Here is a 24,202-nt window from a genome sequence, read left to right on the forward strand (position 1 = left end):
TGTCAACGCCCGAACAATCCCCTGAGCATCTGGCCGCCCTGCCCCACCGGATCCTCCCGGATCATACCCTCGCGCTCGGCCATCAGATCGAACAGGCCTGCCACGGTCCGGTCGTTCACGTAGGTATCGAGATCGAAATCCTGCAACGCCGATATCCCTGGCAGACGGGTGCCGATGCGGTCGATGAGACTGGACAGGGCCTGGGTGGCACCGGTCTCCTGCAGGGCGCGGCGGGTTTCGGGCAGCAGGGCCTGGGTGACCCGCTCCCCCTGGCGATCCTGCAGATGGCGGGTGGCCCCGTCGGCCGCCCCCAGAATCGGTTGCACATCCTCGAAACGCAGGTCCCGGACGGCTTCCGCCAGGATGGGGCGTGCCGCCGGCGCGGCCCGTTCCGCCGCCGCATTGATGGCGGTCTCCAGATCATCCAGTTGCTGCGAAAGGCCCAGACGGCTGAGCAGTCCCTGGGCATCCTTCAAGATGCCCGGCAAAGGAATCCGGATCCCGGGGTTGTCCAGGAATCCACCCTGTTGCCCGGCCATGGAAACCGCATGGTCGCTGCTGGTGCTGAGCAAATCCCTGAGGCCCGCCTCCTGTCCCGATGCCGAGGCCTGAGCGCCATTATTGCCCGACAAGGCACCGCGCAGACGCTCACCCCAGTCGGCCTGGGCGTGGATCGGCACACACAGGGACAGTAGCAGGACAACGATCCCCCCCAGAGATTGAATTTTCAACATCGAATATCTCCCTTCTGTTGTGGTCCCGGCGATAATGCCGCCAAAGGATTCGGCCGGAATACCACGAAAGTATAGTGGCACTGCAGAGCAAGCACCGATCCCGTGTCATTCCCGCGCAGGCGGGAATCCAGGGAAAGACCGTCGAATCTTCCGGACTCCCGCTTTCGCGGGAGTGACGGCAACCGGAAGGCCATTTCTTCCCGCAGCTTCAAGCCCCCTTCTTCCCAAGGGAAGAAGGGCATGTCCGTGGCTGAACCGGGTTCTTTCACGTTAACGCTAACCTGAACGCAGAAACTCAGACAGAAGAGACAGCATCGCTTCGCTTTTGCGAACCAGGGTCCCATGGGTATCCCGCAACATTGCCTGATCCTTGGTATGCACCATGTTCCTCGCCAGCTGGTGGATCTCGTCGTGCAGGGCCCGTACCGGCGCAAGAGGTGAATCAGAGTCATCAGGCCATATCTGGCTGGCTTCCTCCAGCCAGCGACAGAAAAAGCAATGCTCCAGCTCAAGCGGTGACGGGAAGACGCAGCGACCTTCCAGCACTTCTTCAAGACTCCTCATCCAGGCCCGATGGGCCACCATGCCATACACTACCTGATGCCGTTCACCCGTCAGCGGCAAGGTGGCCGACCACTCCGATGGAGGATGCCACTGCTCCATCCAGCCAAGAACCTGATCCGACGGCATGGGACGGGCAATGCCATATCCCTGTCCCAGCTCACACCCCAACTGCAACAGCAGCTCCCCGTGGGCGATCGATTCCACCCCTTCGGCGATGGGCGTGCGCTTGAAGGCCTGAGCCAGACCGAGAATACCCTCAAGGATGGCCAGATCATCGGTGTCATGGAGCATGTCACGAACAAAGCTCTGGTCGATCTTCACCACATCCGTCGGTACCCGCTTGAGGTAGGTCAGGGAGGAATACCCGGTACCGAAGTCATCCAGCGCAAAACCAATACCCAATGCGACGCAGGCCCCGATCACCTGGGACACACGACCGATATCCGTCAGGGCGCTGGTTTCCAGGACTTCCAGTTCCAGCAAATGAGGTGGTGCATCGGGATGGTCCGCCAGCAACAACTTAAGTTCACTGACGAAATCCGGATGCTGCAGGTGCCAGGGGGAAACATTGACGCTTATCCTCAGATCGATGCCCTGTGCCCGCCAGCGTTCCACCTGCCCCAGCGCCGCATCCAGCACCCAGCGTCCCAGCCGGGCTTCCAGCGGGTGACTTTCTATTACGGACAGGAACACGAAAGGCTGCAGCAACCCCCGCTCGGGATGCTGCCAGCGGACCAAGGCCTCCATCCCAAGAATTTCTCCCGTGCGCATGTTGACCTTGGGCTGGTAATGCAGCACGAACTCTTCCTGAACAATGCCCAGAGCGATGCGCTCATGGGTTTCATGCAGTCCGCGCAGGGTTCTGTCCTGTTCGGCATCAAAGACGTGGTAACGGTTCTTGCCCGCAAGCTTTGCCTGGTACATCGCCTGATCCGCCTGCCGGATCAGTTGATCCGGGCCTACCTCATCGGCTTGGGGATAACAGGTCAGACCAATGCTGCCGGTCACCTTGAGCAGAAAACCGTCTATGCAGACAGGTTCGGCAATCGCCTCCAGCAGCCGATCCGTCACGGACAATTGTCCGGTGGCCTCCACCAAATCAGTTTCGAGCACGGCGACAAATTCATCCCCTCCCAGACGCGCCAGGGTATCACCATCACCCATGACCACTTGAATGTGTTTCGCCACCTCCTGCAGAAGGCGATCTCCCAAATCATGTCCGTAGCGGTCATTGATGGCCTTGAAACCGTCCAGATCAATGTAGGCCAAAGTAAAGGCGCTGTCGGAACGTCGGGCGCGGGCCATGTATTGCTGCAGACGATCCGAGAGCAGCACCCGGTTGGGCAGATCCGTCACAGGATCATAGTGAGCCAAATGCTCCAAACGCCACTGATCCTCCTTTTGTTGGGTGATGTCGGAGAACATGCCGACAAAATGTGACGGATCTTCCGTCTTGCCCCCCGGCACAGTGCTGATGGTGGTCAAGGCCATGAACAGGCTGCCGTCCTTGCGACGATTGCAGATCTCCCCGTGCCAGCAGCCCTGGGTGGCCAGGGCATTCCACATCTTTCGAAAGAAGGACACATCGTGTATGCCGGACTTGAGAAGAGAAGGATTACGACCGATCACTTCCGCTCGGGAATAGCCGGTGATATCGCAAAATGTCTGGTTCACCTCCACGATCCGGGCACTGCCATCAGTGATGAGAATCCCTTCGCGGGCGTTTTCGAACACACTGGCCGCCAGAATCAGCTGGGCCTCGGTGCGCTTGCGCTCGGAGATGTCCCGCGCCGTGACCTGCAGCAGGGATTGTTCGCCGATATCAAGGCGATTGATCAGTACATCCACCACGAAACCGGTGCCGTCGTCCAGCCGGCGGTGGGTCCATTCAAAGCTTACGGGGTCCTGCCGCAAGGCAAGGTGAAGATGACGACGGACTGACAGGGAGGAGGATTCGCCATCGGGCTGAAGCTCGGGGGATAATGCCTCCGGCGACTGCCCGATGATCTGGTCCCTCTGTCGGGCACCGAACAGATGCAGCGTGGCCGGATTGCAATCGATAATGACGCCCTCGCGCAGAATGAACACCGCATCCGGCGAGGATTCATACAGTGCCCGATAACGAACCTCCGACTGCTGAAGTTGCGCGGTCCTTTGGAACACGCTGGATTCAAGATGTGCATTGGCATCGAGCAAGGCCCTTTCCGCGCGCTGCCACCGCCCGCCCAGACGCATGGCCATGAACAAACCCACCAGGCTGGGCAAAATCACCAGGATGGACGCCAGCGCCGTGGTGCGCAGGATCTGTGGCGCAATGTCGCGGCGCACACGGTCCCGGGCCTGAAACAGATGCAGATGCCAGCCCAGATCAAGCTCGGCCTCGAAACTCAGCCAGTCCCCGGCATCGGATGAACGGGGCCTGGACGGGTCCTCGGAGAATCGGGGCAGGGTCAGGATGGGATGGGCCTCGGGAGGCCGGGGGATTTCCCCTTCCAGCCAGTCGGGCCGGGTATCGGCAATGGGCAGGCCCTGGCGATCCAGCACCGTGGCAACGGCAAATGGGGCTATCCTTTCCGGTGTCAATAATTTGGAAAGATGCTGAAGATGCAGCACCCCACCCAGATGCAGGCGAATCTCCCCGTCAGGCCCTTTGATGGGGGTGTTGATGACCACGGCTCTGAGACCGTCTGACCCCAGAAAGCTGTCGGAAACCACCTGGCGGCGTGTTTGCACGGCATCACGAAAGTAATCCCGATCCGCCAGATTGTGACGTTGCAGGGGGATGGGCCAGGGGTGCAGACGATGAAAATCTCCTGCCGGCGTCAGTATGAAGACCACCGAAAATCCACCCTGCCGATAGAGTCGCTCCAGCCATTGATCCTGGACGGATGGAGGGACATGAGCATACTGGCCCTCAGGCAAGGTTTCAGGCCACAGGCCGGATAGCTCCGGTGCCTGGGCCGCCAGCTCCAGCAGGGCGGAAGCCCGGCTGATGTCCTGATCCATCAGCCGGGCCAACCCCGTGGCCAGCGCCACATGATCCGTGGACCAGCGCTGGACCGACCATTCGTCCATGGTGGAACGCAGCACCAGCCCCATGAGTATCAGCGCCAGGATCGTGGGCAGTGCTATCACCGCAACGATTTGCTGTCGTCTTGTGGGCATGGAAGCCATCAGTCCCCTGAGTTTATGCGCCGTCAATTCAAGAATCCGCAAAATCATTGCATCAATCCGCATGCGGACGGCCTGCATGCCCGAACCGAACAGACTCCGCCCCCCCCTCTGGAACTAGGAACGGGCCGGTAATTCATGCACAATATATAGTGTTTTTATCCAGGTGCCGACTGACGGCAACATCGCAGTCGATACTTGAAACCCGACTTGCCCATTGACCCCTGGAGAGACCATGCCTGCCAGAACACGTATGATCCTGATCGCCGCGGCGGCCTTCGTGGCCATCGTCTTCTTCCAGCCCCTTCTCACCTTCCTTGGTGGTGTCCTCGTGATCGCGGTGGCGGCCACCCTGATCTTCCGGGATCTGCCTCAGGATACGCAGGATATGATCGAAGATCATATCAATGGCTGGATCAACCGTGCCCGCAGCGGTTTCTGGCCGGCGGAAAGCAGGGCCACCGGAAACCGCGGCACGTCAGCGCGGGCCCGGGTGATCGAGGCGGACCTGGATGATGAAGAGGACGAGGAGGAAGCACCAGCCCCCAAGCCCAAGCCCCGCGCTCGCCGTCCCCGCGCGAAGAAGACCGCCTCAGCCTCCGGCAGCAGCACTTCTTCCTGATCCTGCTTCACGGGAATTGCCTTGTGGGAGCGGGTGCCGGTCAGGCTTTCCCCTTGCCGCGCCCGGCATTGCGCTCCTCCCCCATCATCAGAAGGCCGGTATTGCCACCCGCCGCTGCGGTATTCACCGTCAGTACCCGCTCGGTGGCAAAACGCAGCAGATAGTGGGGGCCACCGGCCTTGAAACCGGTCCCTGACAGCCCCTCGCCGCCGAAGGGCTGACTGCCCACCACTGCCCCCACCATGTCACGGTTGACATAGGTGTTCCCTACCCGCACCTGCCGGGCCAGCCGGTGGGCAACGGCATCGATCCGGCTGTGGATCCCCAGCGTCAGACCATAGCCGGTGGCATTGATCTGACGGATCAATCCGTCCAGTTCACCGGCACGCCATGGCAGCACGTGCAGCATGGGACCAAACACCTCCCCCGGCAACTCATCCAGCCGCTCCAGCCGATACAGGCTCGGGATCATGAAACTGCCCCGCTCACAGCCGCCCGACAGACGGGCCCGGTGGAGCAGCCGATCCTTGCGTTTCATCTCCTCGTCATGGGCCTGCAGGGCCGCCAGGGCCCGGTCGTCGATCACCGGCCCCACATCGGTGGAGAGCCAGTGGGGATCCCCCACCACCAGGGTGTCCATGGCGCCCTTGAGCATCTCCAGCAGGGGTTCGGCCACCGTCTCCTGCACACACAGCACCCGCAGCGCCGAACAGCGCTGACCGGCACTGAAGAATGCCGAACGCAGGATGTCCGCCACCACCTGTTCATGCAGGGCGGTGGCGTCCACCACCATGGCATTGATGCCGCCGGTCTCCGCGATCAGGGGGACGATGGGGCCATGCTCCCGGGCCGCCAAGCCCCGGTGAATCAGACGGGCGGTCTCGGTGGAGCCGGTGAAGGCCACCCCGGCAATGCGCGGATCGGCCACCAGCCGGGGACCGATCTCCTCTCCCCGTCCGGGCAGACAGTGCAGCACGTCCCTGGGCACACCGGCCTGATGCATCAGTTGGGTGACCCGGACCGCCACCAGACTGGCCTGTTCCGCCGGCTTGGCGATCACCCCGTTACCCGCCGCCAGGGCGGCGGTCACCTGGCCGGTAAAAATGGCCAGTGGAAAGTTCCAGGGGCTGATGCACAGAAACACCCCACGGCCCCGAAGGGTAAGTTCATTGCGCTCCCCGGTGATGCCGGGCAGGGACAGGGGCCGGATGAACCGTTCCCGGACCTGGGCGGCATAATAACGGCAGAAATCCACCGCCTCACGCACCTCGGCCTGGGCGTCCCGAAGGGTCTTGCCCGCCTCTTCCACGCACAGGACCATAAGCTCCGCCGTGTGCTGCTCCAGCACATCGGCCACCTGGTCCAGAATCACCGCCCGCTGGGCCGGTGGGCGTTCATCCCAGGCCGTCCATGCCTGGTGGGCGGCCGCCAGGGCCGTCTCCAGATCCTCGTCCCCGGCCCAGGTGACGCGACCGACCTCCCGCCCCCGATCAGAGGGCGCGTAAACCCCATGTCCATGGCCGGTCCTGAGCCGCCCGCCGCAGAGGGGGCCACCGTTCCAGGGGGCACGCGCCCCGATACGGTTCATGTCCGCCGCCAGCTTCCGCAGGGTCTTGCGGTCGGCAAAGTCCAGGCCCCGGCTGTTGCGCCTGGAGGGGGCATAGAGGGCGCCGGGCAGGGGGATGCGTGGATGGCGCCAGGTACCGTAACCCTTGAGGGTGGTCACCGGATCGGTGATGAGCTGTTCCAGGTGTTCCTCGTGCAGGCGATGGACAAAGGACGAGTTGGCGCCGTTTTCCAGCATGCGCCGCACCAGATAGGGCAGCAGGGTTTCGTGACTGCCCACCGGGGCATAGATCCGGCAATGGCGGCGACCCTGGCCGGACCGTTCCACCAGTTGCCCGTAGAGCCCCTCCCCCATACCGTGGAGACGCTGGAATTCGTATTCCCTGTCGCCGGCCATCTCCATCACCGCCGCCACCGTCTGGGCATTGTGGGTGGCGAACTGGGGGTAGAGGTGGGGACTGTCATGGAGCAGGCGGCGAGCACAGGCCAGATAGGATACGTCGGTGGCCGCCTTGCGGGTAAAGACCGGATAATCGGTCAGTCCCTGCTGCTGGCTGTCCTTGATCTCCGTGTCCCAGTAGGCACCCTTCACCAGACGCACCATGACGGTACGGCGATGCCGGGCGGCCTGCCGCTCCAGCCAGCCCAGCACGGCCCAGGCCCGTTTCTGGTAGGCCTGCACGGCCATGCCCAGGCCATCCCAACCATTGAGTTCCGCATCGGCGATCAGGGCCTCCATCACGTCCAGGGAGAGATCCAGGCGCCAGGATTCCTCGGCATCGATACACAGGGAGATACCCTGATCCCGAGCCAGACGGCACAGATCCAGGATCCGGGGCAGAAGCCGGCATTGCAGACGGCTTTCCTGGCCGGGTTCGTAGCGGGCATCCAGGGCGGAGAGTTTCACCGAAATGCCCGGTCGTTCCCGCAACGGAACGCGCAGGTCCACCACCTCGCCGATGCGTTGAATGGCCTGCCGGTAGGCCTCGAAATAACGCCGGGCATCCTCCTCGGTGCGGGCCGACTCCCCCAGCATGTCGTAGGAATGGCAATAGCCCTCCTGCTCCCGGGGACGTGCCCGTTTCATGGCCTCGTCGATGGTGCGCCCCAGCACGAAGGCGTCGCCCAGCATGGCCATGGCGCGGCGCACGGCGGAACGGACCAGGGGAGCGCCGGCCCGGGCCAGCAGACGATGGACCGTTCCCCCCAGCCAGTGGCGGCGATCCTCGGTGTCGATGATGCGCTCGCTGATCCACAGCCCCCAGGTGGCGGCATTGACGAAAAAGGGCCGGTCCTTGCCCAGGTGGACATCCCAGTGGGCGGCGGTGAGCTTGTCCTGGATCAGTTGGTTCGCGGTGGCCTTGTCCGGCACCCGCAACAGGGCCTCGGCCAGGCACATGAGGGCAATGCCCTCTTCGGAGGAAAGGTCGTATTCATGCAGCAGCGCCCCGATGCCGGACTGGTGTTCCTGGGCCTTGATCATGCCCCGCACCAGCCCCCGGGCCAGGAAGCGCACCCGGGTGGCCGCCTCGCCTTCCAGGGAAGCATGGGACAACAGGGCCTTGACCGCCTCTGCTTCGTCCATGCGGCAGGCCAGCATCATGGGCTCGCGGTCCTGGATGGACAGCGCGGCAAGGTCCGGGTACACGTATCGGCTCATGGTGTTTATTGTCCTGTGGCAAATGCACGCCAGATCGGCGGGGGCGTCCGCGGCTGGCCCCGACGGGGTGTCCTTCTTAGAATAGCTGCTCGCATGAGGATCATTCCACGATCCTGCCCTGTCCTTCTCAACGGGAGTCCGTGATGCAAGAAACCCTGACCACCGCCACCTGGTTCTGGCTGCTGGTGCCCATGCCCCTGCTGGTGCTGCTGTCACTCTTCAGCCTGCTGCGCCACAGCCTGAGGAGGCACGGGTGATGACCGGTAGCGTGGAAATCAACTTCGCCCTGCTGGCGACCCTCATCGTCTATCTGATCCTGATGATCCTGGTGGGCCTGCTGGCCTACCGGGTGACCAGCAACCTGTCGGACTACATTCTGGGCGGGCGCCGGCTGGGCGCGGGCACGGCCGCCCTCTCGGCCGGGGCCTCGGACATGAGCGGCTGGCTGCTGCTGGGCCTGCCGGGAGCGGTCTACGCGGCGGGCATGAACCAGCTCTGGATCGCGGTCGGGCTGACCATCGGCGCCTATCTGAACTGGCAGTTCGTGGCCGAGCGCCTGCGGCGGTTCACCGCCGCCGCCCGGGATTCGATCACCATTCCAGCCTATTTCGAGAACCGCTTCCGGGATGACACCTCGGCCCTGCGGGTGGTATCGGCGCTGGTGATTCTGGTGTTCTTCACTTTCTACACCTCCGCCGGCCTGGTGGCCGCCGGCACCCTGTTCGAGGGGACCTTCGGCATCGACTATGAACTGGCCCTGGCCATCGGCGCCGCGGTGATCTTGGTCTATACCCTGCTGGGGGGCTTTCTGGCGGTAAGCTGGACCGACTTCATCCAGGGCATCCTGATGTTCGTGGCCCTGGTCCTGGTGCCCGTCATCACCATCATGAACCTGGGCGGCTGGACCGAGACCAGCCAGATGGTGGCACAGATCAATCCCGGCGCCCTGGATGCCTTCCACGACATCACCCTGTTCGGCATCATTTCCCTGATGGCCTGGGGCCTGGGTTACTTCGGGCAACCCCATGTGCTGGCCCGGTTCATGGCCATTCGCAGTCCCGGCGACATCCCCCTGGCCCGCTTCATCGGCATCACCTGGATGGTGGTGGCCCTGTTCGGCGCCATGCTCACGGGCTTTGCCGGGATCGCCTATTTCGGTGAGTCGGGGCTGGCAAACCCGGAAACGGTGTTCATCCTGCTGATTCAGGCCCTGTTCAATCCCTGGGTGGCCGGATGTCTGATCGCGGCGGTACTGGCGGCCATCATGAGCACCATCGACTCCCAGCTGCTGGTGTCCTCGTCGGCCCTGTCCGAAGACTTCTACAAGCGCTTCTTCCGCCCCGGTGCCTCGGACACGGAACTGGTCTGGATCGGCCGGGGCACGGTGCTGGGCATCGGCGTGCTGGCCACGCTGCTGGCGCTGAATCCGGATGCCGCCGTGCTGGATCTGGTGTCCTATGCCTGGGCGGGCTTTGGCGCGGCCTTCGGGCCGGTGATCATCCTGTCGGTGTTCTGGCGCGGCATGAACCGCAACGGCGCCCTGGCGGGGATCGTCACCGGCGCGCTCACGGTACTGATCTGGGAGCGTTACGAGGGCGGCCTGTTCGACATGTACGAGATCCTGCCGGGCTTCATCCTGGCCACCCTGGCCATCTTCCTGTTCAGTCGGGTGGGCAAGGGCCCGACCGAGGACATGAAACGGGAGTTCGACGAGGTGCAACGGGCGCAGCGGGAAGGCTGACACCGCCCCTGGCTGACTCCGGCGGCAGGTCACTAAAGCTTCGTACGTGGCCTGCCGCCGTGCCCTCCCCATCACCCCAGCCAGCGCCGGACCACCCTGGCGCCCTCCTCCATGTCCGTCACATAGGTCAGGCGTCCCACCTCCTTGCGCACCCCGGCCCGGCGCAGCTTGACGATCAGCCGGGCCTTCATGCCCACGAAGATGAGAGCGATCCCCTTCTGGCGCAGGTCGGTGATCAGGCTCTGCAGCGCCACCAGGGCGGTGCCGTCCATGCTGGGGACATCCCGCATGTCCAGCATGACCACCTTCACGCCGGGATCCACCAGCCGCAGGGAAGACATGGCCTTCTCCGCGGCACCGAAGAACAGGGGGCCATTGACGTCATAAAGGGCCACCGCCGCCGGCAGCGAGCGAGTATCCGGATGACGGTCCGTCTGCACCCGGTCGGAGTGGGTGATCAGGGACATGCGATGAATGAACAGGGCCGCCGCCAGCCCCATGCCCACGGCCACCGCCAGCACCATGTCGAACAGCACCGTAAGGCCGAAGCAAATCAAAAGGATGGTCACGTCGGGACCGGGGGCGGAGCGGAGGGTGCGGGCAAACAGACGGGCCTCGCTCATGTTCCAGGCCACCACGAACAGCAGCGCGGCCAGGGCCGCCATGGGGACATGGCCCAGCACCCCGGCCAGGCCCACCACCGCGATCAGCACCACCAGGGCATGAACCACCGCGGCAATGGGGGATCGAGCCCCACTGCGGATGTTGGTGGCGGTCCGGGCGATGGCGCCGGTGGCGGTGATGCCGCCGAAGAAGGGTGCCACCACGTTGCCCAGCCCCTGACCGATCAGTTCCGAGTTGGGGTCATGGCGGGTTCGGCTCAGCCCATCCGCCACCACGGCACAGAGCAGGGATTCGATCGCCCCCAGCATGGCAATGGCAAAGGCCGGTCCCAGCAATGCCCGGATCAGGTCGAAGTTCAGCTGCAGGGGCTGCCCGTCGGGACCGGGGAGATGCCACGGAAAGGCAAAAGCAGGGGGAATGGGCGGAATTCCCTGCCCCGACTCTCCCCGATATTCCCAGGTGAAACGGGAGGCGATGGTATCCACGGCCCCGCCACCCAACCAGTGATTCAGAGCCCATGTGGCCAGGGCCGCCGCCACCAGCGCCACCAGGGGGGCGGGCACGGGGACCTTGAGACGTCCCCAGAAGATGAGGATCAGCAGGGTGAAGATGCCCACCCCCAGCTCCATCGGGTTGATACTGGGAAAGGCGGACACGATGGTCCCCAGGTTGGCCAGATAATGCTCTCCCAGATGGGCCACGGTCAGCCCCAGGAAATCCGGCAGCTGCAGGGTGGCGATCACCACGGCAATGCCGGCGGTGAACCCCAGCACCACCGGATAGGGCACGAACTGGATCAGGGCGCCCATGCGGGTCACCCCCAGGGCTATCAGGATCAGCCCGGCCATGACGGTGGCCACCAGCAACCCGCCCAGACCGTACTGCTGCACCACCGGGATGAGGATCACCACGAAGGCCGCCGTGGGGCCGGAGACGTTGAAGCGGGAGCCCCCGGTGAGGGCGATGATGGCCCCCGCCACAATGGCGGTGTAAAGGCCATGCTGGGGTGGCACACCCACGGCGATGGCCAGCGCCATGGCCAGAGGCACTGCGACAATACCGATGGTCAGGCCGGCCATCACATCCTTGCGCAGATCGGCCAGACCGTAGCCTTCCTTCCAGGCAGCCCGAAGCCCCATGAACACACCAGGCATGCGTCCGGACCAGGGGGAATTGCGCATGTTGCGCATGTTGCGCATGTTAATGACACTCCTCTAAGGTGCTGACGGTTTGACAACCCAAGGGAATGGCAGACAACTGCCCGTAGCAGACCGTGGCCTGTGCTTGACGCAGGTAACGGGAAACGCGGCAGATATTGCCAGAGGGAATGATGATATCACCATTGCGAAAAATATCGGGGGTGCGCACGCACCGGCCTTGCCCTGACGAGGCATAAACGGTGAACATCCGGAACTGGGCACAAGGATCCACGGAGCAAGACATGGCACAGGCATTCCATTCTTCAGGCAACGGGCAACTCCTGATCCGCTGGCTGGTGGCGTTGCTGTCTTTGGCGGCCATCTTGGTCGCTCTCTGGCAACTTCATGCCGGTGCCCAGGGGGTTGAGATACATCAGACACAGGTGGATGGCGTGCCCATGACCCTATATCTGCCCGCTCAGGATACCCCCGCACCGGTGGCGGTGATTGCCCACGGCTTTGCCGGATCGCGGCAGATGCTGCAGCCCCTGGCCATCACCCTGGCCCGGAACGGCTACATCGCCCTGACCTTCGACTTCCCCGGCCATGGCGCCAATACCCGGCCCTTCGTCGCCGATCTGCTGGATGAGGACAAGCGTCGCGGCCTGCTGGGCGGGGCGCTGGAGACCGCGGTGACCACGGGCCTGGCCCTGCCCCGCTCGGACGGGCGCGTGGCGTTGCTGGGACATTCCATGGCCGGGGACATCATGCTCATGCACATGCATGAACACCCCGACCGGGTCCAGGCCGCCGTGCTGCTCTCCCCCTACATCTCGGGCGCCTTTCCCATGGAGACACTGAACAATCTGCTGTTCGTATTCGGCGGACTGGAACCCGCCGGTCTCCATCAGGCCGCCCTGGCGGCCTTTGCCCCGTTGACGGATACCCCCGAGGCGGGTGTCACCTACGGCAACGCGGCAGACGGCTCGGCCCGGCGCCTGGCCCTGGCCGGCGGGGTGGAACACATCGGCGTGCTCTATGCGCAGGATATGTTGCGGGAGTCCCTGGCGTGGCTGAACGCCAGCGTCAACCCGGCGGATGAAGGCCACGAAAGCTATCTGGACAGGCGCGGCCCCTGGCTGGGCCTGCTGTTCCTGGGCATCATCGCCCTGGCCTGGCCCCTCTCCCGCCTGCTGCCCCGGGTGGCAGTCCCGTCAGTGGGCCTGGGTCTGCCCCGTCGGCAACTGCTGAAAATCCTATGGGTGCCGGCCCTGCTCACGCCCCTGCTGCTCTGGCCCGTGCCCGTGGGGCTGCTGCCCCTGTTGCTGGTGGACTACCTGGCCCTGCATTTTGCCATCTATGGCCTGCTCTGCTGGGGTCTGCTGGCATGGTCGACCCGCCGCCACCGGCACCGTGAATCGGCCGTGGCCATCATCCGCTGGCAGGCCCTGGGTCCGGCCACGCTGCTGGCGGCCGGCTACCTCACCCTGGCCATCGGCATCCCCGTTCATCTTTATGTCACCGGCTATCTGCCCGGACCGGAGCGGGCGCTGATCCTGCCTCTGGTGTTCCTGGGCATGCTCCTGTTCTTCTCCGCCGACGAATGGATGACCCGGGGTGCCCAGGCTGCCCGTGGGGCCTATGCCCTGACCAAGGTCATGCTGTTCCTGTCCCTGATCCTGGCCGTGGCCCTGCGGCTGGAGACGCTGTTCTTCCTGATCATCATCCTGCCGGCGATCCTGGTGTGTCTCACGGTCTATGGCCTGCTCAGTGGCTGGATATACCGGGCCACGGGGCATCCCTGGGTGGGCGCGGTGGCGGTGGCCCTGGCCCTGGCCTGGGGCATGAGCGTGACCTTCCCCCTGGTGGGGGCATAAGATGAAGCGGGACAACCAAGAGGACAACCGAATGACCAAGAGAATCGTCACCCTGACCCTGAACCCGGCCGTGGACGCCTCCTGCGCCACCGACAAGGTCAGGCCGGTCCACAAGATCCGCACCACCAACGAACGCATGGACCCGGGCGGCGGGGGCATCAACGTGGCACGGGTGGTCAACGAGCTGGGTGGGCAAAGCTTTGCCGTCTATCTGGCCGGCGGACGTTCCGGCGACGTGCTCGACGAACTGGTGGCCGATGCCGGGGTCATGGCCCATCGGGTCCATACCCGCGAAACCACCCGGGTCAGCCATGTGGTCTATGAACAGAGTTCGGGACAGGAATTCCGCTTCACTCCGGAGGGCCCCACGGTGCAGCCGGCCGAGTGGAAGGCCGCCCTGGATTTCATCGAGCTGCTGGACTTCGACTATGTGATCGCCAGCGGCAGCATTCCCCGGGGAGCACCGGAAGATGTCTATGCCCGTCTGTCGGTGATGACCAAGCGGCGCGGTGCCCGGATGGTCCTGGACACCTCCGGGCCGGCCCTGGCGGCGGCGCTGGAGGAAGGCGTTTACATGGCCAAACCCAGCCGGGGCGAGTTTGCCGCGCTGATGGGGCGTGATCTGGAAGAGGCCGGGGAACTGGAAGAAGCCGCCCGGGAGATCGTTGCCGCCGGAGGCGTCGAGATCCTGACGGTGACGCTGGGCCATGATGGCGCCCTGCTGGCCACCCGGGACGGTATCACTTGGTTGAAGACCCCGGAAGTAACTGCCAAAAGTGCTGTCGGGGCCGGTGACAGCTTCGTGGCCGGCATGACCCATGGTCTCTCCACCGGCGAATCCGTCCCCAGATCCTTCGCCCTGGGCGTGGCGGCGGGAACGGCCACCGTGCTGACTTCCGGCACCGAGCTGTGTCACAAGTCCGACGTGATGCACTTCTGGGAGATGCTGGCACGGCAGGTCTAGAGATGCGCCCATGCCGACCCAAAGGTTCGATCAATCCTGCGCCGCCACCTCATCCACCAGGGCGTCCAACGCCGCCGGATCCGGCAATGCCAGATAATCCACCAGTTGCTCACTCCAGGCGCTCCACTCCGCATAGGTCATCAGGGAGGCGTCCACCGTCGTGGCAAAACGCAGGGCCAGTTTGAGAATGACCACCAGATCGGCGGTATCCGCATGGAACACATCCAGGTGAGTGAGCTGGTCCATGGCATATTGATGATCGATGGCATGCACCACGGACGACGGTATATGCCAGCGCTGGGTGATCAGCGCCCCGACTCTGGGATGATGGATACCAAACAACCTCATTTCATCGGGGAGTAATTTTGACCACCCCTTTGCCGGCGCCGACTTGAGCAGGGAAAAATATTCCTCTCCCGCCAGGCTGCTCAAGGCCGGGATGCCCACCATGTGAAACAGACCCAGGAGGTGGGCTTCATCCACCAGGTCCGACCGCTCTATGACACTGGCCACCCTGGCCGCAGATTCCGCAACATGAACACCCCGTCTCCAGAAGGCCTCCATGCCGGGGTACTGACTCATGGCATTACGCAGGGCAACGGTCCGCACGATGGCATATATCCGGGTAAACCCCAGCAACGTTACCGCCTGCTGGATGGAGCTGATCTCGCGAGTTCGGCGAAACAGGGGGGAATTGACGATCTGCAAGACCCCACCGGTGATGCTGGCATCGCCCGAGATATGTCTGGAAATCTTTCCCAGATCAGGATCCTCTTTCCTGGATTCCGCCACCACCACCCGCAGGACCTCCGGTTGAGGAGGTATCACCAGCTTGTCAACGATGTCATTGCCTTCAATCTGCATTGGACCGCATCCCGTCGCGTGCATGATAGCGTCTAATCTGAAAATTATGGCGCGGTGTTTGCTTGGAACTTTCTGCACAGGTCATTCCCGCTCAAGCAGGAATTCAGTCCCGGAACTGGCAGTTCTGGACTCCCGTCTTCTCGGAAGTGACGACAGGGGACCTGTTCAGTGTTTCCCGGAGCCATGACAAGAACGGCCTGACCTCGGAAAAGATTCGAACCAGGGCGATTATTCGCCCTCGCCAATCAACTGAGGTTAATCTATTGATGGCTGCTTGCGTAGCCGGAAAGGGGAAACGACTTGATTTCCCCTCCGGGGCCCGCGGCTTGCGACAGCCTTGGACACAAGACTTCCACACACCTTGAGCAACGTGGGATCCTGATGAACAGCACCCGGCAAGAAGACCCATCCGGACGTCATGACAGGCCAGCCCTGATCAAAGATCAACGGATCATCACCTCCTGCGCCCTGGAAGTCATTGATGCCATCCGCATGCAGCGCGGCAGACCCCTGCAGCCACGGGACCGCATGGCCCTGAAGCTGCTGACTCCGCGCAATGCGGCCCTGATGGTGAAGGAAAACCATCGGCATCTGGCCTGCCGGCAGGTGAGCTTCGAGATCCTCACCGATGACGTGGGCATGGGCAGCTATCGCCTCATCCCCGTGGGTGTTCACGTCCTCAACCCGGATCGGGGCTGGTGGAACGATGACTACGGCATCCGCCGTTTCCTGTGGAACCTGTATCTCGGGGAGGATCCCATCGAGGGCATGCAACGCATTCTGGAGCGCCTGTTCAAGGTATCTCCCCAGGGCCTGCGGACCCTCTCCGGCAATCTGGACATGCAGCAGGCGGAACATGACATCCAGGCCACGGTGCGCCCCGACCTGAATCTTTACATCCGCCGCCACAAGGGCAGCGTGGAAACTTCTTTGCGCAGGCTCAGCCAGGCACAGGCCCTCTACCGGGTCAAAGACCTGGGAATCGATACCGCCGGTCAGGGCCGCATGGCCCTGGTGTTCGGCAGCAACCGGCGCTATGCGGTGAGTTTTGCGGTGGAGAGGGCTTGATACCGGCGCCCATCAGGAGGCATCATCCCCGGTCAAACGGGTTGGTGACACCGGAGTGTCATGGACCCGGTGCACAATCCATTCATTGAAACATGATCCTGTCTCGGACCCCGGGTCCGATCCGCTTTTTTCTCAAATCTTTCCCAGTTTGATTCGAGGCCTATGAGCAAAGTCCTGATTATCGGCGCCGGCGGCGTTGGCGGAGTTGTCACCCACAAATGCGCGCAACATCCGGAGATCTTCACGGAGATCTGTCTGGCCAGCCGCAACGAGGCCAAGTGCCGCGCCATCGCGGCCCAACTGGACCGTCCCATCCAGACCGCCCAGGTGGACGCGGACGACGTAGAGGCCCTGGTGGCCCTGATCGAGTCCTTCAAGCCGGACGTCCTCATCCATGTGGCCCTGCCCTACCAGGACCTGACCATCATGGAGGCCTGCCTGCGCACCGGCACCCCCTACCTGGATACCGCCAACTACGAACACCCCGACGAGGCCAAGTTCGAGTACAAGGAGCAGTGGGCGTTCCAGGACCGCTACGCCAAGGCCAACCTCATGGCTACCCTGGGCTGCGGCTTCGACCCGGGGATGACCAACATCTACTGCGCCTGGGGCCAGAAGAACCTGTTCGACGAAATCCACCGCATCGACATCCTGGATGCCAACGGCGGCGACCACGGCTACCCGTTCGCCACCAACTTCAACCCCGAGATCAACATCCGCGAGATCACCGCCAACGGCCGCTACTGGGAGGAAGGCCAGTGGAAGGAAACCGCTCCCCTGGCGGAAAAGCGGGTGTTCGACTTCGACGGCATCGGTCCCAAGGACATCTACCTGCTCTACCATGAGGAACTGGAGTCCCTGTGCCGCAACATCAAGGGTCTCAAGCGCATCCGGTTCTGGATGACCTTCTCGGAGAAGTACATCACCCACCTGAAGGTGCTGGAGAACGTGGGCATGACCTCCATCGAGCCCATCCGCTTCGAGGACAAGGAGATCATCCCCCTGCAGTTCCTCAAGGCCATCCTGCCCGACCCGGCTTCCCTGGGGCCACGCACCAAGGGCAAGACCAACATCGGCGTGATCCTGGACGGCATCAAGGACGGCAAGCGGCGCAAGGTCTACATCTACAACATCTGCGACCACGAGGCCTGCTACCGGGAAGTGCAGTCCCAGGCCATTTCCTACACCACCGGCGTGCCCGCCGTCACCGGCGCCATGCTCATGGTACAGGGCATCTGGCAGGGTGCCGGCGTGTTCAACGTGGAGCAACTGGACCCGGATCCGTTCATGGAACGCATCGGCGACATGGGCCTGCCCTGGCAGATGGTGGAACTGGATCCCGACAGCGATCCCCTGGCCTGATCGCCCATGGACAAGACGACCCCTCCCTTTTTTGACGTCCATGCCTGCCCGTCGCCCGCCTTCGTGGTGGACGACGCCCTGCTGCGCAAGAACCTGGCCCTGCTCAAGCAGGTCCAGGCCGACAGCGGCTGTCGCATCCTGCTGGCCCTGAAAGGCTTCGCCATGTGGGATACCTTCCCCATGGTCCGGGAATACCTGGTGGGCACCACCGCCAGCGGCCAGGACGAGGCCCGCCTGGGGGCGGAGAAGTTCGGCGGGGAGGTGCACGTGTACTCCCCCGCCTTCACCGAGGAGGAGATGAAGGTGGTGGTGCACCATGCCGACCACATCAGCTTCAACTCCCCCGCCCAGTGGCAGCGTTTTCGCAAGCAGGTGGCCGGGGCTGGCCGGCACATCTCCTGCGGCATCCGGGTGAATCCGGAGTATTCCGAAGGCAAGGTGGCCCTCTACGACCCCTGCGCCCCCGGCTCCCGCCTGGGGACACGGTCTGTGGATCTGGCCGGGGTGGACCTGACGGGCCTGGAGGGCCTGCATTTCCACACCCTGTGCGAGCAGAACAGTGATGCCCTGGAGCACACTCTGGAGGCCTTCGAGGCCCGGTTCGGGCAATACATCCCGGGCCGACGGTGGATCAACTTCGGCGGCGGTCATCACATCACCCGGGACGACTATGACGTGGAACGGCTGATCCGCCTGATCCGGGATTTCCGTGCCCGTCATCCGGGGGTGACGGTCTACCTGGAGCCGGGCGAGGCCATCGCCCTGCGCACCGGCTACCTGGTGTGCACGGTGCTGGACATCGTGCAGAACGCCGGTCCCATCGCCATCCTGGACACCTCCGCCACCGCCCACATGCCGGACGTGCTGGAGATGCCCTATCGACCGGAGATCATCGGTGCGGGAATGCCGGGGGAGAAGACCTTCACCTATCGCCTGGGTGGCTCCACCTGTCTGGCTGGCGACATCGTCGGGGAGTATTCCTTCGACCGTCCCCTGGAGATCGGACAGCGCCTGGTGTTCACCGACATGGCCCACTACACCATGGTCAAGACCACCACCTTCAACGGCATCCGCCTGCCCGCCATTTGCCGGGTGGAAGAGGATACCCGCGCCGTGAGGACAGTAAAGACCTTCGGCTACGAAGACTACATGCAACGACTGAGCTGAACCTAACGTACCCCCATGACCCGGGCCTGGCAGGCATCCATCACGGCCTGATCCTGAATGGTGACGATGATGTCCGTGTCCTTCAAATACAGGCTCAGCAGGGGGCATCCCCTGATCCGCTCGTAGGGAAAGTACAAGGGTGGCTGGGGGGTGGAGCGGGTGCTGCGCAACCAGATGCCGCCGGCATCGAAACCGGTCTCGATGAAGCGGACGCGCCCGCCCAACTGGGTGCGCGGCCTTCCCGGGGGTTTGAAGGAAACGATGACGGGTCCCTGGCTGTTATCCAGCAGTCGCCCTTCCGCCGGGTACAGCAGGGACAGTTCGGACCAGCCGGTGTACGACTCGTCCAGCCATGCGACCAGGACAAACCAGGCGGGGATGGAAAGCAGCGCCAGAGCCAGCAGGGCAATATCACGTCGACCGGGGGTTCTGGAGCGGCTCATCTCGGCGGTATGAACGGAAACCGCTCGCTGGTGGCGAAATCGTTGATGATGTCCCGCATCTCCGTGGCCTGCAGATAGCCGATGTAACGGTACCAGGTCCGCCCATCGGGGCCGATCAGCAGGTGCTGCGGCAGGGTGCGGGTGCTGTGCCCTTCCGCCAACACCCCTTCGGGGGGAAGACCAAAGCGACCGGCCCAGCGACGGGCATCTCCCACCCCCGCCGGCTGAAACGGCTCATCTGCTCCGGTCAGCACGGTGTAAACCTGCAGCGACGGCATGGCGGATCGATGCAGTTCACGAATGGGGCTAGCCTGGCTCTGGCTGGCCCCGCACCAGGCCGCCGCATAGGTCACCCAGATCCACCCATTATCCACCCTGTCGCACACATCCACCCGTCGCCCCGTTGCGTCCAGGCGATCGTCGGCCACCGATTGAACGCCGGCACAGCCACCGGCCCGATCCCAGTCGGTATAGAACTCACCCGTCTGGTCCCTGGGGGAACCACAGGAAAACAGAGGCAAGGCCAGCAGGCAGGCAAACAGCCTGGCATGGTGGCGCAGGCGATCGAAAGGACGGGCGGGACAGGCTGGATGGTGCATCTCCCCAGCTCATGGAAGTGGACGGAATCCACATTCCTATAGCACAGATCGGGGAGATGTCGAAAAGAATGGGGATGGGATTGCGGGGGCAACGGCCTGTCGCCGCGCCCCCGCAACCTTGATCATGCGGCGGGCGGCTGCTCGTAGGTACCTTCCAGACGGTCCTCCAGCTCCTCACCGGCACGGCGCAATGCCTCCAGGGTCTCCTCGTCGGGCTGCCAGTAGTTGCGCTCCGAAGCCTCCAGCAAACGATTGGCCATCTTGGCCGAGGCAGTGGGGTTGAGGGCGGCCAGACGCTCGCGCATCTCCGGATCCAGCATGAAGGTCTCGGACAGCTTCTGGTAGACCCAGGGCTGCACCTGACCGGTGGTGGCGGACCATCCCATGGTGTTGGTGATATGCACCTCGATCTGGCGCACGCCCTCGTAGCCATGCTTGAGGGCCCCTTCGTACCATTTGGGATTGAGCATCCGGGTCCGGGTTTCCAGGGCGACCTGTTCCGACAGGGTGCGGACGGTCCCGTCACCCTTGGTCTGGTCACCGATGTATACCGGGGTATCCTGGCCGCCCCGGGCCTGACGCACTGCCCGGCTGATACCGCCCAGGGTGTCGAAGTAGTTGTCCACCGTGGTGATTCCCAGCTCCACCGAATCCAGGTTCTGGTAGGTGAGCTGCACGTCCGCCAGCATGCTCTTGAGCAGGGCATCCTGCTTCACCGGACGGCCGGACAGACCGTAGGCAAAGCCCTTGCGCTGGGTGTAGGTATCGGCCAGTTCGTCCTCGTCGTTCCAGCGGCCGTTCTCCACCAGGTTGTTGACGTTGGAGCCGTAGGCACCGTCGGCATTGCCGTAGACCCGCAAGGCGGCGGTTTCCAGATCGCAGCCGTGCTTCTCCTGGTAGGCCAGGGCATGGGCACGAACGAAGTTCCGATCCAGCGGCTCATCGGCGCTGGCGGCCAGGAAGGTGGCCTCGGCCAGCAGCTTGATCTGCAGCGGCAGCAGGTCGCGGAAGATGCCCGACAGGGTGATCACCACGTCGACCCGGGGACGCCCCAGTTCCTCCAGGGGAATCAGGGTGGCGCCGGCCAGGCGACCATAATTGTCGAACCGGGGTCTGGCACCCACCAGGGCCAGGGCCTGACCGATCTGGCTGCCCTCGGTCTTGAGGTTGTCACTGCCCCACAGCACCAGGGCGATGGACTCCGGCAGCGGGTTGCCTTCTTCCACATGGCGGGCCAGCAGGCGTTCCGCCTGGCGGGCGCCATCCTGAAGGGCATAGGCACTGGGGATCCGGAAGGGATCGAAGCCGTGCAGGTTGCGGCCGGTGGGCAGCACCTCGGGGGTACGCATGACGTCACCGCCCGGGGCCGGACGCAGGTAGCGTCCATCCAGAGCCTTGATGATGCCTTCCAGCTCCGTTTCCTGGGCCAGCAGATGGTCGGCGTTGGCCAGCTCCCGCAGACGCTCCAGGGTGGCATCATCCACCTGGGCGCCGGTCTGCTTCAGCGCCTTGTCGGCGGAACCGGTGCGGACCAGGGCCTCGATCAGGTCACGGTCGGGCCGGCTCTCGTCGGTAGCCTCGGCCATGGACAGGAGCATGTCCACCCGCTCCTCTTCGGACAGGGGCTGCCCCACCACGTGCAGACCGTGGGGGATGAGGGTGTACTCCAGTTCCAGGATCTGCTCGTTGAGCTTGAGGATCTGCGTATCCGCATCCCCGGCATCGGAAACATCCCACAGGGGCTCGGCCTTGCACAGCTCCAACTCGGCGGCCTGGGACTGGATCAGGGCCGCCAGTTCCTCCCGCTGATGGGCCTGCTCGGGCTCCAGACCGCGCCAGCGCTCAAGGGAACTCTTCAGGTCCAGCAGGCCGCGATACAGCCCCGCATGGGCCACCGGCGGGGTCAGGTAGCTGATCAGGGTGGCACCGGCGCGGCGCTTGGCGATGGCCCCTTCCGAGGGGTTGTTGGAAGCGTACAGGTACAGGTTGGGCAGATCGCCGATGAGGCGATCCGGCCAGCAGGTGCCGGACATGCCCACCTGTTTGCCGGGCATGAACTCCAGGGCGCCGTGGGTACCGAAATGCAGTACCGCGTGGGCCTTGAAATCCTCCCGCAGGTAGCGATAGAAGGCGGAGAAGGCGTGAGTGGGGGCAAAGCCGTGCTCGAACAGCAGGCGCATGGGGTCACCTTCGTAGCCGAAGGACGGCTGCACGGCCACCAGCACGTTGCCGAACTGCCGGCCCTGGACCAGGATGGAACTGCCGTTACTGAGCAGCTTGCCGGGCGCGGCGCCCCACTGGGATTCGATTTGCTTGAGCCAGCGTTCCCGGCGCACGTGTTCCTCGGCGGGGATCAGGGTATGGACGTTGGCATCGGAGCCGTACTGCTCCCGGTTGCCGTTGATCACCGCCTCGCGCAGGGCGTCGGCGTTCTCGGGCAAGTCCACCTGGTACCCTTCCGCCTTCATGGCCTTGAGGGTGTTGAAGAGGGATTCGAACACCGCCAGGTAGGCGGCGGTGCCGGTATTGCCCGCATTGGGCGGGAAGTTGAACAGGACGATGGCCACCTTGCGCTGGGCGCGCTCGGAGCGGCGCAACTCCACCAGCTTGCGCACCCGGGCCACCAGCATGGCGGTGCGCTCCTTGCAGGTGGACATGTCCTGCGGGTTCTCGATCTGGGTGAAGGTGCAGGGGGTGTCGCAACCCTGGCAGACCGCCCCTTCACCGCCGGGACGCCCACCATAGACCATGGGCACGGTGCTGCCGTCCAGCTCCGGGATGGCCACCATGATGGTGCTTTCCACCGGCAACAGGCCGCGGTCCGAGTTGCCCCACTGGTCCAGGGTCTGGAATTCCACCGGATGGGCGGCCACATAGGGCACGTCCAGCCTGGACAGGATCTCCTCGGCGGCGCGGGCATCGTTGTAGGCAGGACCGCCCACCAGGGAAAAACCGGTCAGGGACACCACGGCATCCACCGTGGGACGGCCATCCTTCATGAAGAACTTTTCGATGGCGGGACGGGAGTCCAGGCCGGAGGCGAAGGCCGGCACCACCTGCAGGCCTTCCTCCTCCAGGCTGCGGATCACCGGATCATAGTGGCCGGCATTACCCGCCAGGACATAGGAACGCAGCACCAGTACCCCGACCCGACCCTTGGCATTCTTGTCGGACCAGCGGACCGGCAGGTCCTGCAGACGATCGGAGATGCGCGGCTTCATGTCCGGGTGATAGATGCCGGTCTCGGGATATTCCACCGGCATGGAGGACGGCACCTTGCCCTTGAGGGCGGCGCGAGGGCCGGAGGCATAGCGGTCGACGAGGAAGCGAATCATGTTGCTCATGTTCTCTTCCGAACCGCCCAGCCAGTATTGCAGGGTGAGGAAATAGGCGCGGACATCCTGGGCGGTGCCCGGGATGAAGCGCAGAAGCTGGGGAATGCGCCGCAGCATCTTCATCTGCTGGGCACCGGCGGTCCCGCCGGATTCCTTGTCCTTGTTGCCCCGCAGACGCTTGAGCAGGGTCATGGGGCCACTGCTGGGCTTGGACATGTCGAAGCTGCCCATGTGGGTCAACTTGGTGACATCGGCGGCGGACATGGCACAGACCAGGGCATCGCAGTTGTCGCGACGGGCTTCCAGGGCCGGCACGATGGGCTTGTACTGGTCTTCCAGGAACAGCATGGTGGCGATGATGATGTCCGCCTTCTCGATGTCCGACCGGCAGGCCTCCAGGGCCTCCTGGTCGCCCTGCCATTCGGAGGCGGCGTGCAGGCTCAGCGTCAGGCCCGGCAGGTCTTTCTGGAGCTTGATCCGTGCCCGGTCCGTGGCACTGGCCAGATGAGTGTCCATGGTCACGATGACAACCCGGACGGGAGTATGATCAACTGTGGACTTGGGCTTTGTTGCCATGATGCTCTTGGTGCCTGTTGATAAATTGGGCCGGGTGAGGCGGCAGGACGGATTCACCCTAGAACTGCGTGTCAAATTAGTTCGCCCTGCCCCGGGTGTCAACCAAGCTAGACAACAACCCGGGCT

The 24,202-nt window shown here is 63.8% G+C and carries 15 protein-coding genes; 7 read left to right on the forward strand and 8 right to left on the reverse strand.

The annotated features are described in order from the left end of the window. Positions 1–2 precede the first annotated feature (2 nt). Both CKO35_RS11915 and CKO35_RS11920 read right to left on the reverse strand, forming a co-directional pair. Entirely contained in the window at positions 3–734 is a 732-nt protein-coding gene (locus CKO35_RS11915) for a DUF4197 domain-containing protein (RefSeq protein WP_200176373.1), read from the reverse strand. A gap of 276 nt (positions 735–1,010) precedes the next feature. Next, positions 1,011–4,463, reverse strand: coding sequence for an EAL domain-containing protein (locus CKO35_RS11920; protein ID WP_200176374.1), 3,453 nt, complete (start codon positions 4,461–4,463; stop codon positions 1,011–1,013). Between the two features lie 241 nt (positions 4,464–4,704). Here CKO35_RS11920 and CKO35_RS11925 point away from each other — a divergent pair, with 241 nt between their 5' ends. Further along, positions 4,705–5,091: a hypothetical protein gene (locus tag CKO35_RS11925; RefSeq protein ID WP_200176375.1), complete on the forward strand. Its 387-nt coding sequence runs from the start codon at positions 4,705–4,707 to the stop codon at positions 5,089–5,091. A 40-nt stretch (positions 5,092–5,131) separates the two neighbouring features. Here the strand turns inward: CKO35_RS11925 and putA are convergent, their stop codons facing one another. Next, entirely contained in the window at positions 5,132–8,317 is a 3,186-nt protein-coding gene (putA, locus tag CKO35_RS11930) for a bifunctional proline dehydrogenase/L-glutamate gamma-semialdehyde dehydrogenase PutA (RefSeq protein ID WP_200176376.1), read from the reverse strand. Positions 8,318–8,585: 268 nt separating this feature from the next. Between putA and putP the strand changes: the two genes are divergently transcribed. Then, positions 8,586–10,058, forward strand: a complete 1,473-nt coding sequence (gene putP / locus CKO35_RS11935; RefSeq protein WP_477181451.1) for a sodium/proline symporter PutP — start codon at positions 8,586–8,588, stop codon at positions 10,056–10,058. Between the two features lie 71 nt (positions 10,059–10,129). On the opposite strand, the gene dauA is transcribed toward putP, so the two are convergent. Further along, positions 10,130–11,881, reverse strand: a complete 1,752-nt coding sequence (gene dauA / locus CKO35_RS11940) for a C4-dicarboxylic acid transporter DauA (RefSeq protein WP_242467167.1) — start codon at positions 11,879–11,881, stop codon at positions 10,130–10,132. Positions 11,882–12,123: 242 nt separating this feature from the next. On the opposite strand from dauA, the gene CKO35_RS11945 reads away from it, so the two are divergent. Together CKO35_RS11945 and CKO35_RS11950 are read left to right on the forward strand one after the other, a co-directional pair. Further along, positions 12,124–13,698 carry an alpha/beta fold hydrolase gene (locus tag CKO35_RS11945; protein ID WP_200176378.1) on the forward strand — a complete coding sequence of 525 codons (1,575 nt, stop codon included), beginning with the start codon at positions 12,124–12,126 and terminating at the stop codon, positions 13,696–13,698. 31 nt (positions 13,699–13,729) lie between these two features. Beyond that, positions 13,730–14,662 carry a 1-phosphofructokinase family hexose kinase gene (locus tag CKO35_RS11950; protein WP_200176379.1) on the forward strand — a complete coding sequence of 311 codons (933 nt, stop codon included), beginning with the start codon at positions 13,730–13,732 and terminating at the stop codon, positions 14,660–14,662. Positions 14,663–14,692: 30 nt separating this feature from the next. On the opposite strand, the gene CKO35_RS11955 is transcribed toward CKO35_RS11950, so the two are convergent. After that, positions 14,693–15,526 (reverse strand): HDOD domain-containing protein, encoded by an 834-nt coding sequence (locus CKO35_RS11955; protein ID WP_200176380.1) that lies wholly within the window; start codon positions 15,524–15,526, stop codon positions 14,693–14,695. 381 nt (positions 15,527–15,907) lie between these two features. Here CKO35_RS11955 and CKO35_RS11960 point away from each other — a divergent pair, with 381 nt between their 5' ends. The 3 genes from CKO35_RS11960 (at position 15,908) to nspC (ending at position 19,123) form a co-directional block, all read left to right on the forward strand. Next, the gene (locus tag CKO35_RS11960; RefSeq protein WP_200176381.1) at positions 15,908–16,594 is read left to right on the forward strand and encodes a hypothetical protein; all 687 of its coding nucleotides are present in this window, start codon (positions 15,908–15,910) and stop codon (positions 16,592–16,594) included. A 162-nt stretch (positions 16,595–16,756) separates the two neighbouring features. Continuing rightward, complete coding sequence (locus CKO35_RS11965) at positions 16,757–17,956, forward strand: saccharopine dehydrogenase family protein (RefSeq protein ID WP_200176382.1); 1,200 nt, start codon at positions 16,757–16,759, stop codon at positions 17,954–17,956. A 6-nt stretch (positions 17,957–17,962) separates the two neighbouring features. Continuing rightward, the gene (nspC, locus tag CKO35_RS11970) at positions 17,963–19,123 is read left to right on the forward strand and encodes a carboxynorspermidine decarboxylase (RefSeq protein ID WP_200176383.1); all 1,161 of its coding nucleotides are present in this window, start codon (positions 17,963–17,965) and stop codon (positions 19,121–19,123) included. Between the two features lie 2 nt (positions 19,124–19,125). On the opposite strand, the gene CKO35_RS11975 is transcribed toward nspC, so the two are convergent. The 3 genes from CKO35_RS11975 to CKO35_RS11985 form a co-directional block, all read right to left on the reverse strand. Beyond that, positions 19,126–19,566 carry a hypothetical protein gene (locus tag CKO35_RS11975; protein WP_200176384.1) on the reverse strand — a complete coding sequence of 147 codons (441 nt, stop codon included), beginning with the start codon at positions 19,564–19,566 and terminating at the stop codon, positions 19,126–19,128. Then, entirely contained in the window at positions 19,563–20,165 is a 603-nt protein-coding gene (locus CKO35_RS11980; RefSeq protein WP_200176385.1) for a TlpA family protein disulfide reductase, read from the reverse strand. The genes CKO35_RS11975 and CKO35_RS11980 overlap by 4 nt, the downstream gene beginning before the upstream one ends. A 122-nt stretch (positions 20,166–20,287) precedes the next feature. Next, positions 20,288–24,076 (reverse strand): magnesium chelatase subunit H, encoded by a 3,789-nt coding sequence (locus CKO35_RS11985; RefSeq protein WP_200176386.1) that lies wholly within the window; start codon positions 24,074–24,076, stop codon positions 20,288–20,290. Between the last annotated feature and the right edge of the window lie 126 nt (positions 24,077–24,202).

This window comes from Ectothiorhodospira shaposhnikovii, assembly GCF_016584105.1.
Lineage (GTDB): Bacteria > Pseudomonadota > Gammaproteobacteria > Ectothiorhodospirales > Ectothiorhodospiraceae > Ectothiorhodospira > Ectothiorhodospira shaposhnikovii.